The 15,354-nt window shown below is 70.8% G+C and carries 11 protein-coding genes and 1 riboswitch; of the genes, 6 read left to right on the top strand and 5 right to left on the bottom strand.

Annotated elements, in window-relative coordinates; genetic code table 11:
• The coding region (locus ETD86_RS44940; RefSeq protein WP_138672747.1) for an ATP-binding protein at positions 1–2,298 on the bottom strand (2,298 nt) is incomplete at its 3' end.
• Between the two features lie 44 nt (positions 2,299–2,342).
• Between ETD86_RS44940 and ETD86_RS44935 the strand changes: the two genes are divergently transcribed.
• The 3 genes from ETD86_RS44935 to ETD86_RS44925 all read left to right on the top strand — a co-directional run bounded on the left by ETD86_RS44935 (position 2,343) and on the right by ETD86_RS44925 (position 8,752).
• Positions 2,343–6,137, top strand: a complete 3,795-nt coding sequence (locus ETD86_RS44935) for a S8 family serine peptidase (protein ID WP_138672746.1) — start codon at positions 2,343–2,345, stop codon at positions 6,135–6,137.
• Positions 6,138–6,292: 155 nt separating this feature from the next.
• Positions 6,293–6,631 (top strand): hypothetical protein, encoded by a 339-nt coding sequence (locus ETD86_RS44930; RefSeq protein WP_138672745.1) that lies wholly within the window; start codon positions 6,293–6,295, stop codon positions 6,629–6,631.
• Between the two features lie 3 nt (positions 6,632–6,634).
• The gene (locus ETD86_RS44925; RefSeq protein ID WP_138672744.1) at positions 6,635–8,752 is read left to right on the top strand and encodes a carbon starvation CstA family protein; all 2,118 of its coding nucleotides are present in this window, start codon (positions 6,635–6,637) and stop codon (positions 8,750–8,752) included.
• Here the strand turns inward: ETD86_RS44925 and ETD86_RS44920 are convergent.
• On the bottom strand, positions 8,736–9,161 hold the full coding sequence (locus ETD86_RS44920) for a MarR family winged helix-turn-helix transcriptional regulator (RefSeq protein WP_138672743.1): 426 nt from the start codon (positions 9,159–9,161) through the stop codon (positions 8,736–8,738). The two genes, ETD86_RS44925 and ETD86_RS44920, sit on opposite strands and share 17 nt — an antisense overlap.
• Before the next feature lie 66 nt (positions 9,162–9,227).
• Between ETD86_RS44920 and ETD86_RS44915 the strand changes: the two genes are divergently transcribed.
• Complete coding sequence (locus ETD86_RS44915; protein WP_138672742.1) at positions 9,228–9,860, top strand: maleylpyruvate isomerase family mycothiol-dependent enzyme; 633 nt, start codon at positions 9,228–9,230, stop codon at positions 9,858–9,860.
• 3 nt (positions 9,861–9,863) lie between these two features.
• Here ETD86_RS44915 and ETD86_RS44910 read toward each other — a convergent pair whose 3' ends face one another.
• The gene (locus ETD86_RS44910) at positions 9,864–10,538 is read right to left on the bottom strand and encodes a TenA family protein (RefSeq protein ID WP_138672741.1); all 675 of its coding nucleotides are present in this window, start codon (positions 10,536–10,538) and stop codon (positions 9,864–9,866) included.
• A riboswitch (TPP riboswitch) is annotated at positions 10,526–10,620 on the bottom strand. It overlaps the preceding gene by 13 nt.
• Before the next feature lie 16 nt (positions 10,621–10,636).
• The gene (locus tag ETD86_RS44905) at positions 10,637–11,233 is read right to left on the bottom strand and encodes a histidine phosphatase family protein (protein WP_211370713.1); all 597 of its coding nucleotides are present in this window, start codon (positions 11,231–11,233) and stop codon (positions 10,637–10,639) included.
• A gap of 35 nt (positions 11,234–11,268) precedes the next feature.
• Here ETD86_RS44905 and ETD86_RS44900 point away from each other — a divergent pair, with 35 nt between their 5' ends.
• The gene (locus ETD86_RS44900; protein ID WP_246149267.1) at positions 11,269–12,228 is read left to right on the top strand and encodes a DNA polymerase domain-containing protein; all 960 of its coding nucleotides are present in this window, start codon (positions 11,269–11,271) and stop codon (positions 12,226–12,228) included.
• Between the two features lie 112 nt (positions 12,229–12,340).
• Positions 12,341–13,840 (top strand): M28 family metallopeptidase, encoded by a 1,500-nt coding sequence (locus ETD86_RS44895; protein WP_138672738.1) that lies wholly within the window; start codon positions 12,341–12,343, stop codon positions 13,838–13,840.
• Between the two features lie 90 nt (positions 13,841–13,930).
• Here ETD86_RS44895 and ETD86_RS44890 read toward each other — a convergent pair.
• On the bottom strand, positions 13,931–15,354 hold a 1,424-nt coding region (locus tag ETD86_RS44890), incomplete at its 5' end, for a M28 family metallopeptidase (protein WP_138672737.1).

Here is a 15,354-nt window from a genome sequence, read left to right as displayed (position 1 = left end):
CGCCCCGCCCACCTTGCTCAGCCCGTCCGCCCTGCCCAGCCTGCCCAGTTCGCCCAGTTCGCGCAGGGCGTCCACCAGGCACAGCACGGTTTCCGCGCCCCACACCCAGGCCCCCTTGGCACGGACCTGGACGAGCGCCGCGGTCGCGTGCCGGGCCGCGCCCGCCGCGTCATCCAACGTCAACAGCAGCCGCGACAGCGCCGTCTGGGCGGGGATGAGCGGCCACACGGCGCCAACCCGCTCCGCAACGGCGATCACCTGGCCCAGGCAGGTGGCGGCCTCCTCAGCGGGGCCGGTCGCGGCGAGCAGCATGCCGTGCAGCAGCCGCGAGTCCAAGGACGCGGCGGCGAACGTGGCCGTCGCGCCACTCAGCCGGCGCAGCCGGTCCGCCAGGCCGTCCCACCGCCCGGCGGCCCGGTCCACGGCGGCGCTGACGAGCTCGACGACCTCCGCCACCCGGACGTATCCGGCCTGGTCGGCGACGTGGCGCCCCTCGGTGAGGAGGGCCTCGGCACGCTGGAGCCGGCCGATGTGCAGCGCGGCCTGCGCCCAGTTGAGGCAGGCACGGGCGTGTTCCCGAGGCATGGCACGCAGGCGGCTGTCACGCAGCAGCTCGTCGATCAGCTGCCAGCTCGCGGGATCGCCCTGCTCCAGCAGGAGCGAGGCGCGCGCGATGCGCACCGCGATGGCGGCGTCGGGGTCGCCGCTGCGCCGGGCGGCCTCCTCGGCCTGGTCGCAGCGGGCGGCGTGCTCGGTGACGTGCCGGTCCACGACCGTCTCGGGCGCGGCGAGCACGGCCAGCGCCCGGCTCAGCAGCCGTGGCCGGTCGCCGAGATCGTGCACCGCCTCTTCGATCCGCAGGTAGCCCGCCCGGGCCTCGCCCTGCTGGCGCAGCAGGCGGCCGAGGGCGAAGCGCAGCTCCCCGCGCAATGGGGCGGGCAGCGGCTCGGTCGTCAGCAGGCGTTCGAGTATCGGCACGGCCTCGGCGTGCGCGAGCCCGTCCACCGCGGCCCGGCCCAGCTGGACGGCCAGCCGTACGCGGTGCTCGTGGGACAGCTCGCCGACCTCCAGCGCCTGGAGCAGGAACCGGGCGGCCGTGGCGTCGTCCCCGTGGGACAGCGCCGTGCCGCCCGCCGCCTCGGCGTAGTCCACGAACTCCGCGGTGCGGCCGGCGTGCCGGAAATGGTGGGCGAGCCTGGCCACCGGCCGCGGACCCGGCCCCGACTCCAGGGCCCGCGCGGTCTTGAGGTGCAGCCAGCGCCGGGCGGACACGGGTACGGACTCGTACACGATCTGCCGGGCCAGCGCGTGCCGGAACCGGCACTGCCCGTCCTCCTCGTGCAGCAACCCCACCGCCTGCCCCGCGGCGAGCGCCTTGGCGATCCGCGCGGCGTCGTGGCCGGTGACGTCGGCGAGGATGCGCTCGTCGGGCGTCGTGCCGAGGACGGCGGCGGCCCCCAGGATCTCCTGCGCGGCGTCGTCGAGCGTGAGGAGGCGCTGCAGCACCACGTCCCGCAGCACGGTGGGGACCGCCAGGTCGGCCAGCATGTCGGGGCGGCCGGGGATCTCGCCGGCCGGCAGCCGCTCCAGGAGCGTGCGGAGGACCTCTTCGACGACGAACGGGATGCCGCCGGTCTTCTCGTACAGGGAGGCCGCGAACGTGCGGGGCAGCTCGGCCCGCAGGATGCCGGCGGCGAGCTGCTCCACTTCGTGCGGTCCGAGCGGGCTGAGGCCGACGAACCGCGACGTGGCCCGGGCGAGCGCCCCGCGGAGCGGGAGGCGGCCGTGGTCGGTGCGGGCGGTGAGGATCACCGAGAGGTCGCGCGGCTGGTGGGAGGCCAGGAACGCGAGGAAGTCGTGGGTGCCGCCGTCGGCCCAGTGCACGTCCTCCAGGACGAGGACCAGCGGGCTCAGATGCTCCAGCAATGCCACGGCCGCACGGAACACCCGGTGCCGCTCGGCTCGCTGGTCGGGCAGTGGCGGCAGGGGCGGCGGCAGGTGCTCGGCGATCTCCGGCAGCAGCGGCGCCAGCGCGCCGGTCACCGGGTTGAGCGGACGGGACCTGGCCAGCTCGTCGCCTGCCAGGCGGAAGGCGTCGAGCAATGGCGACAGCGGCAGGGGCTCCTGGAGCTGCTCACACTGGCCCACGAGCCGGCAGGTCCCCGCCAGGCCCGATAACAGCTCCGCGACCAGGCGGCTCTTGCCGATGCCCGCCTCTCCCTCGATCAGGGTGAGCGACGGCGGAGCCGCGATGACCGTATGGAGGAGCGCGAGCTCGGTTTGGCGGCCGATGAGCACGTCATCAGGTTATCGGATGTTCCAAAAATCCGTATGCGGTACGGATGCCGCCCTATATGCGCGTCATTAGCCTCGGTGATCGTCCGCGTGATCCGCGGCCCGTACGAAGGGGCGACATGGTTTTGGGTAAATCTCCTGGTAGACGATGGTCGGCGACGTTAGCCCTGACCGGACTGATGGCGACCGCGATAGGCGTCCCGGCCACCGCGGAGAGCGGCGCCGAGGAACAGAAAACTTACATTGTTCAAATGGCCCTGGATCCCGTTGTGACCTACGACGGCGACGTGGCCGGGCTGCCGGCGACCAAGCCGAAGCGGGGCGAGAAGATCGATCCCCGCTCCGCCGAGGTGAGCAAGTACGCCGACCACGTCAAAGGCCGGCACGACGCGGCGTTGAAGAAGGTGGGAGGTGGCAAGAAGCTCTACGAGTACGTCTACTCCTACGAGGGCTTCGCGGCCAAGCTGACCAAGTCCCAGGCCGCGCAGCTGCGCGCGATGCCCGACGTCGTGGCCGTGACCGAGGACAAGAAGGTGTCGGCCCAGACCTCCTCGACGCCGTCCTTCCTGGGCCTCGACGCCCGCGGCGGCCTGTGGGACCAGCTCGGCGGCACCAAGGACGCAGGCGAGGACCTGGTCATCGGCGTCATCGACAGCGGCATCTGGCCGGACGGCAAGAGCTTCGCCGACCCGGACATCGCCGGCAAGAAGTACCACCCCGTCCGAGGCTTCCGTGGCACGTGTGAGGCGGGCGCGGACGACTCGTGGAGCGCCGGCGAATGCAACGGGAAGCTGGTGGCGGCCCGGCACTTCAACGCCGGATTCGGCGGCGACGAGGTCATCAAGGAGCTCCTGCCGTGGGAGTTCCTGTCGCCGCGCGACTACAACGGGCACGGGACGCACGTGGCCTCGACGGCGGGCGGCAACCACGGCGTGCCCGTGACCGGGGCGGCCAGTGCGTTCGGCACGGTCAGCGGCATCGCACCGCGGGCCAGGATCGCCGCCTACAAGGCGCTCTGGTCCGAGCAGGACGGGAGCACCGCGTACGGCAACAACTCGGACATGGTCGCCGCCATCGACCAGGCGGTCGCGGACGGCGTGGACGTCATCAACTACTCCGTCTCCGGAACGAACAGCGACTTCCTCGACCCGGTGGAGGTGGCGTTCCTGGCCGCGGCCGAGGCCGGCGTCTTCGTCGCGGCGTCGGGCGGCAACGACGGCCCGGCCGCGTCCACCGTGGCGCACCCGTCGCCGTGGATCACCACGGTCGCCGCCGGCACGCACAACCGGGTCGCGCAGGGGACGGTCACACTCGGCAACGGCGCCACGTACAGCGGTACGTCGGTGACCGCGACGAAGGCCGGCCCCGCGCCGCTCGTGGACGCCACCGCCGCGGGGGTGGCCGGCGCCGACCCGGTGAAGGTGACGCAGTGCTGGACCGCCAAGGACAACGGCGGCAAGGCTGTGCTCGACCCCGCCAAGGTGAAAGGCAAGATCGTCATCTGTGACCGTGGCCAGACGCCCCGGGTCAACAAGAGCGTCGCGGTCGCCGAGGCCGGCGGCATCGGCATGATCATGACGAACGTCGACGAGAACACCGTCGACACCGACCTGCACTCCGTGCCCACAGTGCATCTTGCCGTCAAGGACCGCCAGGCCGTGAAGGACTACGCGGCCGCCGGCGACGCGACGGCGACGATCGAGCAGGCGAAGATCATCACTGACGCGCCGGCGCCGTACGTCGCCGCGTTCTCCTCACGCGGGCCGCTGATCGCGGGCAACGGCGTCGTGCTGAAGCCTGACCTGATCGCCCCCGGCCAGGACATCCTGGCGGCAGTGGCGCCGCCCGGTCGCGGCGGGCACGAGTTCGGCCTCTCCAGCGGCACGTCGATGTCGGCCCCGCACGTCGCCGGGCTGGCCGCGCTGCTGAAGGACCGGCATCGGGACTGGTCGCCGATGGCGATCAAGTCGGCGCTGATGACGACCGGGCGGGACGTGCTCGACGGCGCCCACCCGTTCGCACAGGGCGCCGGCCACGTCACCCCGAACAGCGCCGCCGATCCCGGGCTGGTCTACGACAGCGACATCCGCGACTGGACCGCCTTCCTGTGCGGGACCACCAAGGGCGTCAAGAAGGAGGACTGCGACACCCTCGCCGGCATGGGGCACACGCTCGCCCCGAGCGACTTGAACACCCCCTCGATCACCGTCAGCAGGATGAACGGCCCGCGGAAGGTGACCCGCGAGGTCACCAACGTCGGCGGCTCGACCACCACCTACACCGCCTCCGTCAGCGGGCTGGACGGGATCACGGCCAAGGTCACGCCGAGCCGGCTCACGCTGCGGCCGGGCGAGACCAAGTCGTTCACGGTCGAGTTCACGCGGGCCACCGCGGCCCTGGGCGCCTACCAGAGCGGGCACCTCACCTGGAAGGACGGTCGCCACAGCGTACGCGTCCCGCTCCTGGTGCGCCCCGTGCCGGAGAAGTGGGCGGCCACGTACGGGGTCGCAGGCGGCCAGGACTCCGCCGAGCTCATCACCCTCGACCCGAAGGGCAAGCGTGTCTACGTGACCGGGATGAGCTACGGATCGTCACCGGGCGTGCGCAAGCCGGTGATCGCCACCATCGCCTACGGCGCGGGCACCGGCGAAGAGCTGTGGAGCAAGACGTACACGGCGGCGGGGATCTGGGAGGAGGCGCACGCGATAGAGGTGAGCCCCGACGGCGGCAAGCTCTTCGTCGTCGGTGACAGCACCAGCACGGAGACCGGCAGCGACGCCGTCACGATCGCCTACGACGCCGCGACGGGCCAGGAGCTCTGGGTCGCCCGGCACACCGGCACCGCCGACGCCACCTCCGCCGGCGACAGCGGCAACGCGGCCACGGTCAGCCCGGACGGCAAGAGCATTTACGTGGCCGGCATGACCACTCTGGGCGAGTCCGCCGATTCGGACTACTTCACGGTCGCGTACGACGTGAACACCGGCGAGCGCCAGTGGCTGGCGAACTACGACGCTGCGGGGCCGCACGTCGACACCGCGGGGGTGATCGCGGTGACACCGGACGGGTCCAAGGTCTTCGTCAGCGGCCAGAGCAGCGGCGAGGAAGGCACCGGTCTGTCCGACTGGGGCACCGTCGCCTACGACGCGAGCACCGGCCGGCAGCTCTGGACGGCCCGGCACGACGGCCCCGCGCATGGAGGCGACGTCCCCTCCGCCATGGCCGTGTCCGGTACGAGCGTCTTCATCACGGGGAGCAGCGTCGACCCCGGCACGCAGACCGACATGACGACCATCGCCTACGACATCGCCACAGGAAAGGAGATGTGGGCCGACCGCTACGACGGCCCGGCACACGGCAGTGACAACGCGCAGGACATCACCGTGGCATCCGGCAAGGTGTACGTCACCGGCAACACCGAGGGCGTGGGCACAAGATCGGACTTCACCACCGTCGCCTACGACGCCGCGACCGGCCAGAGATCCTGGACGCAGCGCCACAACGGCAAGGCCGGCAACGAGGACACCGCCTGGGACGTGGCCGTGACCCCGGACGGCGGCAAGATCGTCATCACCGGCCACGTCGGCAACGAGATGGCCATGGGCACCGACTACGTGACCATGGCCTACGACGCGGCGACCGGCGCGCCGGTCTGGACGGGCAACTACGACGGCGCCGTGGGGGCGGCGGACAGCCCGTCCGCCCTTGCCGTGGACGTAGATGCCGAGGCCGGGGTGCGGATCTTCGTGACCGGTTCGACCGCGACCGGCGGGACCCCGCCGGACATGCTGGACATGGACTTCGGCACGGTGGCGTACTTCGAACCCTGGAAGACCCCCTGACATAGAGTCCTCTCACAAGCCCGCGCCCCTGGCCCGCTCATCCGGGCCAGGGGCGCCTGTGTGCTGTCAAAGCCAGCCAATAACCGTTTCAAATGCGACTACAGCGGGTAAGGCCGACGTTAAATTCTGAGCTGCCTGATCCTCAGGAGCCACAGATGTCCCGTATCACGCTCACGCCCGCGGCTCGTGAAGCGCTGCGCGACGACGAAGTGGTGTTCTTCGACTGGCACGTGACCGGCCTCTGCTGCGCGGACGCCGGTGAGTTCTCCGTCAGGCCACTGCGCCGCTCCCGGCTGCCCAAGCGGGCGCGCGGCCTCGAAACCGATCTGGTGTACGCGCATCCGACCGCCTGGGTGCATCTGGCCGAGCTTCCGGTCACGATCGACTGCCGGCCGCTGTGGCACTGGCGGCGCTTCACCACCGATCTGCCGCCGGACGCCGGGCTGCGCTGCTGTCTCGGGCGCCCTCTATATGGCTCTCAGCACGGGAGGTAACCGGTGAAGTTGCGCTCCATCATCATCTGGACGCTGGTCGCCCTCGTGGGCGCCACCGGGTGGGCGGTGCTCGCCCTGTCCAGAGGCGAGAACGTCAATGCGGTGTGGTTGCTCTGCGCCGCGCTCGGCTCGTACGCCATCGCCTACCGATTCTATGCCCGCTTCATCGTCCGCAAGGTGCTGCGGGCCGACGACCGCCGGGCCACTCCGGCCGAGCGGCTCGACAACGGCATCGACTACCAGCCGACGGACCGGCGGATCCTGTTCGGGCACCACTTCGCCGCCATCGCCGGGGCGGGGCCGCTGGTCGGGCCCGTGCTGGCAGCGCAGATGGGCTACCTGCCCGGGACCATCTGGATCATCGCGGGGGTGATCTTCGCCGGGGCCGTGCAGGACATGGTGATCCTGTTCTTCTCCATGCGCCGCAACGGCCGCAGTCTCGGCCAGATGGCCCGCGAGGAGATCGGTCCCGTAGGCGGGGCGGCGGCGCTCGTCGCGGTCTTCGCCATCATGATCATCCTGCTGGCCGTGCTGGCACTCGTCGTGGTCAACGCGCTCGCCCAGTCGCCGTGGGGTGTCTTCTCCATCGCGATGACCATCCCCATCGCCCTGTTCATGGGCTTCTACCTGCGGGTGATCCGGCCCGGCAGGGTCGTCGAGACCACCGTGATCGGGGTGGCGCTGCTGCTCCTGTCGATCATGGCCGGCGGCTGGGTTCAGGAGTCCAGCTGGGCGCCGTTCTTCACGCTGAGCCCGTCGGCGCTGGCGTTGTGGCTCATCGCGTACGGCTTCGTCGCCGCTGTGCTGCCGGTGTGGATGTTGCTCGCGCCGCGTGACTACCTGTCCACGTTCATGAAGATCGGCACGATCGTGCTGATCGCGATCGGCATTGCCATCACGATGCCGCCGATGCAGACCACCGCGTTCACGGAGTTCGCCTTCAGCGGTAAGGGGCCGGTCTTCGCGGGCTCGTTGTTCCCGTTCGTGTTCATCATCATCGCCTGCGGGGCGTTGTCCGGGTTCCACTCGCTGATCTCGTCCGGCACGACGCCCAAGATGATCCAGAAGGAGACGCAGGTCCGGATGATCGGGTACGGCTCCATGCTCATGGAGTCGTTCGTCGCCATCATGGCCATCACCGCGGCGTGCGTGCTGAGCCCGGGTCTCTACTTCGCGATGAACTCGCCGGCCGGCGTCGTCGGGGCCACCGTGCAGACCGCGTCCCAGGCGGTCACGAACATGGGCTTCGTGATCACGCCGGAGGAGCTGCAGGCCGCGGCGGCGGCCGTACAGGAGGAGACGCTGATCGCCCGGACGGGCGGCGCGCCCACGCTGGCCGTGGGCATCTCGCAGATCTTCTCCGGCTTCCTCGGGGGAGCGGCGCTGCAGGCGTTCTGGTACCACTTCGCGATCATGTTCGAGGCGTTGTTCATCCTCACGACCGTGGACGCGGGGACGCGGGTGGGGCGGTTCATGCTCCAGGACACGATCGGCAACCTGTGGAAGCCGATGTCCCGGGTGAGCTGGTGGCCGGGACTGGTGGCGTCCAGCGCGGTGGTCGTGGCGGCCTGGGGATATTTCCTCTACCAGGGCGTCAATGACCCGCTCGGCGGCATCAACCAGCTGTTCCCGCTCTTCGGCATCGCCAACCAGCTCCTCGCCGCGGTCGCGCTCACCGTGGCCACGACCCTGCTGATCAAGAGCGGACGGCTCAAATGGGCCTGGGTGACGGCGGTGCCGCTGGCCTGGGACGTCGCCGTGACGCTGACGGCGAGCTACCAGAAGGTGTTCTCGCCCGACCCCGGGCTCGGCTTCTTCGCCCAGCGTGACCGCTACCAGACCGCGCTCGACCAGGGGCAGTTGCTCGCGCCTGCCAAGTCCATGGACGCGATGCGGCAAATCGTGATCAACTCGACCGTGGACGGCATCCTGGCCGCGTTGTTCGCCATCATGATCATCATCGTCATCCTGGACGCGGCGCGCGTGTGGGTGAAGGCGATCAGGATGCGGGAGCCGCTGCCCACGACGGAGGCGCCGTTCGAGGAGTCGAAGATCCTGGCGCCGTCCGGGCTCATCCCCACCCGCGAGGAACGCGAGATGATGGCTAAAACTCCTGGATGATGCGGCTCAGTGTGGCGTTCAGCTCGGCGAGGCCGTCCTCGCCGAGCAACGCCGCCACCCGGCTCTCCACCTCGTCGATCGCGGCGTAGCCGACCTTCAGCGCCTCGTCACCCTGCTCGGTGAAGACGATCAGCTTGGCGCGGCGGTCGGCCGGGTCGGGCACCCGGCGCAGGTAGCCCAGCCGCTCCAGGTCGTCCACCAGGGCCCCCATGGCCTGGGGAGTCATCTGGGCCTTCTCGGCCAGCCTGCCCAGCCGGATGCCCGCGTGCTCCATGTGGAAGAACACCGCCGAGTGCGCCGGCCGGACGTTCGGGTCGTGGGCCTTGCCGGCATCCAGCACGATGTTCTGGAGGCGCAGGTATGCCTCGTACAGCAGAGCCACGACGTGCGGCGGATGAGTGGCGGCCACGGGTCTTCTCCATTTGCTAAGGCTGCCTTATATTAAGGCCACCTTAGCAAATCGGAGAGGTGCGCGATGGACCAGGAAACGATCTGGGCGGCGCTCGAGATCGAGCGCCACGGCCTGGCCGACCTGCTCGGCTCGTTGCCGGAGGAGGACTGGGAGCGGCCCTCGTTGTGCGCGGGCTGGCGGGTGCGCGACGTGGCCGCCCACCTCGCCATCGCGACCAGGGTGAGCCTCCTGTGGGGGCTGGTGGAGTTCGTCAGGGCACGCGGCGACTTCGACCGCATGATCCGCGACAGCGCGGTGCGGCACGCCCGGCTGCCGATCGGCGAGATCGTCGAGCAGGTACGCGAGTCGGCCGGCTCGCACCGCCGCGCGCCCTCGACCAAGCCGCTCGACCCGCTGTTCGACGCGCTGGTCCACGGCCAGGACATCGCCGTGCCGCTCGGCATCGACCGCGCCATGCCGCTCGAGGCGGCCCGCGCCTGCGCCACCCACATCTGGGAGCGCGGCTTCCCCTTCCACCCGCAGCGGCGGCTGCGCGGGCTCCGGCTGGTCGCCACCGACGTGGACTGGGCGGTCGGGGCAGGCGACGTGGTCGAAGGGCCCATCCAGGCCCTGCTCCTGCTGCTGAGCGGCCGCCCGGCCGCGCTGCCCGGCCTCAGCGGCGTGGGCACGGCGGCGCTGACCGCGCGCCTGCCGTAGCGGTCAGCGGGCCAGCCATCGCGTCGTCGGCCAGGTCTCCCGCCGCCAGGCGCTGTCCCAGAACATCCACTCGTACGCCGCCGCCGTGCAGTACGCCTCCGCCATGGCTTCCGTGGTGGCCTGGCCGGCGGTGGCGGCCAGGCGGTCGGCGATGGCCTTGGCCCGGTCGACGGAGGCCGCGAAACCCGGGTCGGAGTAGGTGTCGATCCACTGCCGGTAGGGATGGTCCGGCACGTCGCCGGTGCGCTGCAGCAGCGCCGTGCCGACGTCCTGGTAGATCCAGAAGCACGGCAGCACCGCCGCGGCCAGCACGGGATAGGGCGCGGCGAGCGCCGTGGCCTGCAGGAACGACGCGTAGGCCAGACACGTCGGCGACGTGGCGATGCCGGCGGCGTCCGCGCCTAGCTGCTCGACGTAGCCGGCGTGCAGCAGGCGCTCGGCAGCCAGGGCCGTGTGCGCGCTCTGCGCGAAGAACGCCGCGTCCGCCGGGTGGGTGGCGCGGGCCGACGCCGTGGCCAGCGCCTTGGAGAACGCCTCCAGGTAGCGGCCGTCCTGCACGATGTAGAACGCGAACCGGTCGCGGTCAAGGGTGCCGTCGCCGAGCGCGACGTTGAAGGGGTGATCGTGGATGGCGCTCATCAGGTCGGCCGTGCGCAGCAACATGTCATCGCAGAACATGACGTCCCTCCGCTAGTGCGAACTAGATCAGGTTCGACGGGTGTGATCTCAGCCCGTTTTCCGGGCACCCCGCGTCAACGGGCCACTGTAACAGGGGCTCACTCCCGCAACTCGGGCGGGAAACCGGTCCAGCGCAGCTCGGCGGGCAGGTGTCCCATGTCGTTGTAGAAGAGGACGGAGGAGGGGCGGTCGGGGGCGTACCGGATGACGGTCAGGGCGGCGTTGCAGTGGTTGAGGCCGAGCCAGCGCCACTTCGGGGCGTCCATGGCGGCGCGGACCAGCCAGCCGATCAGGAAGTTGTGGGTGACGACCAGCTCGTGGCGGGTCCCTTCCGCGACGGGGTCCGTGAACAGGCGCATGGCCTCGGCGGTGAGATCGTGTTGGGCGTCGGGGAACTGCTCGAGAAAGCCGAGGAACCGGGCGGCGAACTCCGGGGGCAGCTCGTCCTTCGCCGGCACGTAGGGGGTGTAGTCCCCGGCCGCCTCGGACGCCAGCAACGGGACGCCAGGAAGGTGCTCGCCGATCAGGTGAGCGGTCTGGGTGGCGCGGGGGAGCGGGCCGTGGTGGATGGCAGAAAGGGGGACGTTCCGGAGTCGCTCGCCGAGCAACGCGGCCTGGCGGCGGCCGTCGCCGGTCAGGGCGTCACCGCCCGGTGTGGCTTCGCCGTGGCGGGCCAGATACAGATAACGGGTCATGGTCTGGCCCATTCTTCCCCGATATGGTGAGGCGGGTGAGCAGCGATGAGACGCGCGACGGGGTGGCCCTGAGCAACCTTGACCAGCCGCTGTTCGACGGGGCGGGCGCTACCAAGCGTGACCTGGTCGACTACCTCGACGCGGTCGCCGGGCGGATCGTCCCGGTGCTGCGTGACCGCGCGCTCTCGGTCATCCGGGTACGCCCCGGGCAGGAGCCCTTCATGCAGAAGAACCTGCCGAAGTACGCCCCCGAATGGGTGGAGAGGTTCTCCATCTGGGCCGCGGCGTCGCGCCGGCAGGTGACGTACGCGGTGTGCAACGACCGGCGGACGTTGTTGTGGTTCGCCAACCAGCGGGCGGTCGAGTACCACCCGTCGTTGTTCGCCGGTGACCAGCCCACGCACATGGTGCTCGACCTCGACCCGCCCGAGGGCAGCGACTCGTTCAGGCTGGCCGTGCGGGCGGCGTTCCTCGTGCGCCAGGCGCTGGAGGACGCCGGGCTGGCGGGCGCGGTGAAGACCAGCGGGGCCAAGGGCGTGCACGTGTTCGTACCCGTGGTGCCGGGGACCGCCGTGGAGGACCTGGCCGCGGCCACCCGCGCGGTGGGCGCCCGCGCCGAGCGGGTGGATCCGGCGCTGGCCACCACGGCGTTCATCCGCGAGGACCGCGCGGGCAAGGTGTTCATCGACTCCACCAGGGCGGGCGGGGCCACGGTCGTGGCCGCCTACAGCCCGCGCGTACGGCCCGGCGCCCCGGTGTCGTTCCCGGTGCCCTGGCCGGACCTCGACCGGGTGGCGCCGGGCGACTTCACCGTGCACACCGCGCCCGGGCTGCTCAAGGACGCCGACCCGTGGGCCGAGGCCATGCCAGCGCCGCAGCGGCTGCCTGCCGACCTGGTCGAGGAGGGGCACACGATCCCGGTCGCCCGCGTGCAGGCGATGCACGAGGGCAAGCGGCGCGCCGCGTCACGACGCGCGCGTCGTGACGCGGACTAATTGTCCCGATTTTGCCGCGTGGGCAGTCTTCCCAGCGGTCCGAGGGCGGGTTAGGTTCGCGTTCGGCGGGGCTCGGGGGACATGTCTCGCCTTGTCCTAGGGAGTACCCCGTATGCGCAGAATCGTCATCGCACTCATCACCGCACTCGCCTTACCTCTCGCCATGGCGGCACCGGCACAGGCGGGCGGGCTGGACGACGTGTTCGCCAAGCTGCTCGTGAAGCAGGTCAAGGGCACGAACGTCAACAAGCACCTCCAGGCCCTGCAGGCCATCGCCACCGCCAACGGCGGCAACCGCGCGGCCGGGACCAGCGGCTACGACGCCTCCCGCGACTACGTGGCGGACAAGCTCCGCAAGGCCGGCTACCGCGTCACGCTGAATCCGATCAACTTCGTCGAGAGCTGGAGCGAGAACACACCGCCCACGCTGGCGCTGACCGCGCCCAACGCGAAGACGTACGTCCCGAACGAGGACTTCTTCAGCTTCCAGCCGTCCCCGTCCGGTGACGTGACCGCGCAGGTCCAGGGCGTGGACCTGACGCTGCCGCCCGCCCCCGCCCCGAGCTCGACCAGTGGGTGCGAGGCGGCGGACTTCGCCGGGTTCGTGGCGGGTCGCATCGCGCTCATCCAGCGTGGCACGTGCCCGTTCGTCACCAAGGTGCAGAACGCGGCCGCGGCGGGCGCGACCGGGATCATCGTGTTCAACGAGGGTCAGCCGGGGCGTACCGACGCGTACGCGCTGGACATCGGCGAGTGGCGGGCCGGAATCCCCATGGTGTTCGCCGACTTCGCCGTGGGCAACGAGCTCGCGAGCACGGCGGGCGCGACCGTGCACCTCAAGGTCGACGCGAACCTCGTGCTCGGCACCGACGAGAACGTGATCGCCGAGAGCCGCTTCGGCGACCCGCGTAACGTCGTCATGGTCGGCGCCCACCTCGACAGCGTGCCCGAAGGGCCCGGCATCAACGACAACGGCTCCGGCACGGCGGCGATCCTGGAGATCGCCGAGGAGATGGCGCGCTACCCGGTCAAGAACAAGGTCCGCTTCGCCTTCTGGGCCGCCGAGGAGATCGGCCTGCTGGGCTCCGACCAGTACGTCGCGGGGCTGTCCCAGGAGCAGCGGGACCGCATCAGGGTCTACCTGAACTTCGACATGGTGGCCTCCCCGAACTACGCCTACAAGCTGTATGACGGGGACGACTCCGACAACGTCGGCTCCCCGGCGGGACCGCCCGGATCCGCCGAGATCGAGAAGCAACTGGAGGCGTTCTACGGCTCCCGCAACCTGCCGACCGTCGGCACCGACTTCGACGGCCGCTCCGACTACGGTCCGTTCATCGCGGTCGGCATCCCGGCCGGCGGCATCTTCACCGGCGCGGAAGGCATCAAGACGGACGAGGAGGCCGCGCTGTTCGGCGGCACGGCCGGAGTCGCGTACGACGTGTGCTACCACCAGGCGTGTGACACGATCACCAACGTGAACGCGACGGCGCTGGACGTCGACTCCGACGCCATCGCCGACTCCGTCGCCCGCTACGCCTTCAACCTCCGCTCCATCCCGCCGAGGACGGCCGCCCGTTCGGCCGCCGCGGCGCTGGCCACGGAGAGCTGACGATCCAACCGGCCGGGCAGGTGATTCACCTGCCCGGCCTTTCTCATGGTCAGGAGGCGGGGGCCGGCGGTGGCCCCGGCCCGCGAGGAGCTATCGGGTGATCGTGATGTCGTCGACGCCGGCCTCGACCAACGAGGCGCCCGAAGCGTCGGCGGCGTCGATGAGGATGCGGACCGTCTGGCCCGCGAAGGCGTTCAGGCTCGCGGTGGCCGTGGCCCAGGACCCGTTGCGGTTGGTGGCCGCGCCGGCCTGCTGGAACACCGTGGTCGTGGTGGTGCCGACGACGCGGACCCTGAAGTAGTCGGCGCTGGAGGAGTTCGAGCCGTGCGCCAGGTACCACGACAGCGACAGGTTCAGTGGGCCTGCCGACGGGAGCGTGATCGGGGCCGACTGGATCGAGGCGATGCCGCCGTCGATGTCGTTGGCGCCTGCCGAGGAGCCGGCCAGCCTGCCCGTCACCAGGTCGTTCGTGCCGCTGACCGTCGTGCCCAGTTGCTTGGCGCCCGAGGACGTGGTGGCCTCGGGGTCGCCGCGTTCCCACTGGCCGGAGGTGGCGGTGTCGGTGCCGTTCGGGTTCGTGGTCCAGCCGGTCGCCGTCTCGAAGGTGTCCTGCCAGACCACGACCGGCGGCACGGCGGTGGCGATCGTCCAGACGGCGTGCGCGATCGCGTCGGCGTTCCGGTCCAGCGCGGTGTCGTTGATGTTGGCCGTCGTGTCGCAGGCGCGGTGGTAGCAGACGTCGAACGCCTGCCCGGCCGTGCCGCCCCACAACGCGGCCTGCGCCGAGGACTTGATGCCCTCCGCGCCCGTGAACGTGCCGCCTGCCGGGATGCCCACGGCGATGAACGGGCCGTAGTCGGAGCGGCCGTCGAAGTCGGTGCCCCGGGTCGGCACGCCGATGGCGGTGAAGTAGCTCTGGATGGTCTGCTCCAGTGCCGCCGAGCCGGCCGGGCCTGGGCCGGCGCCCGTGCCGTCCGAGTTGTCGCCGTCGTACACGAAATATCCGGCGTTGGGGGAGCCGACCATGTCGAAGTTCAGATACCCCTTGATGCGCGCGCGTTCGGCGGCCGGCAGGTTGTTCACGTAGAACTGCGACCCGCGCAGGCCCAGCTCCTCGGCGCCCCACCAGGCGAACCGCAGGTGTTTGGTGGGCTGGAGCGCCTGACGAGACACTTCGAGCGCGCTCTCCAGAATGGCCGCGCTGCCCGAGCCGTTGTCGTTGATGCCGGGGCCGGCGGTGACGCTGTCGAGGTGGGCGCCGACCATCAGGATGTCGTCGGGGTTGCCGCCGGGCCAGTCCGCGATGACGTTGTAGCCGGTAGCGCCGTTGTAGGTGAAGGACTGGAGCGTCGTGGTGTATCCGGCGGCGTCCAGCAGCCCTTTGACGTAGTTGGCGGAGGCCAGGTAGCCGGGGCGGCCGTGGGCCCGGGTGCCGCCGTTGGCGTTGGCGATGGACTGGAACTGGGCGAGATGGGCTTTGACGTTGGCGAGGGGGATGTCGGGCGGGGCGGCGG

The sequence above is a fragment of the Nonomuraea turkmeniaca genome, assembly GCF_005889735.1.
Lineage (GTDB): Bacteria > Actinomycetota > Actinomycetes > Streptosporangiales > Streptosporangiaceae > Nonomuraea > Nonomuraea turkmeniaca.
The sequence above is the reverse complement of the archived record's forward strand: the minus strand, read 5'-3'. Positions and strand labels throughout refer to the sequence as shown.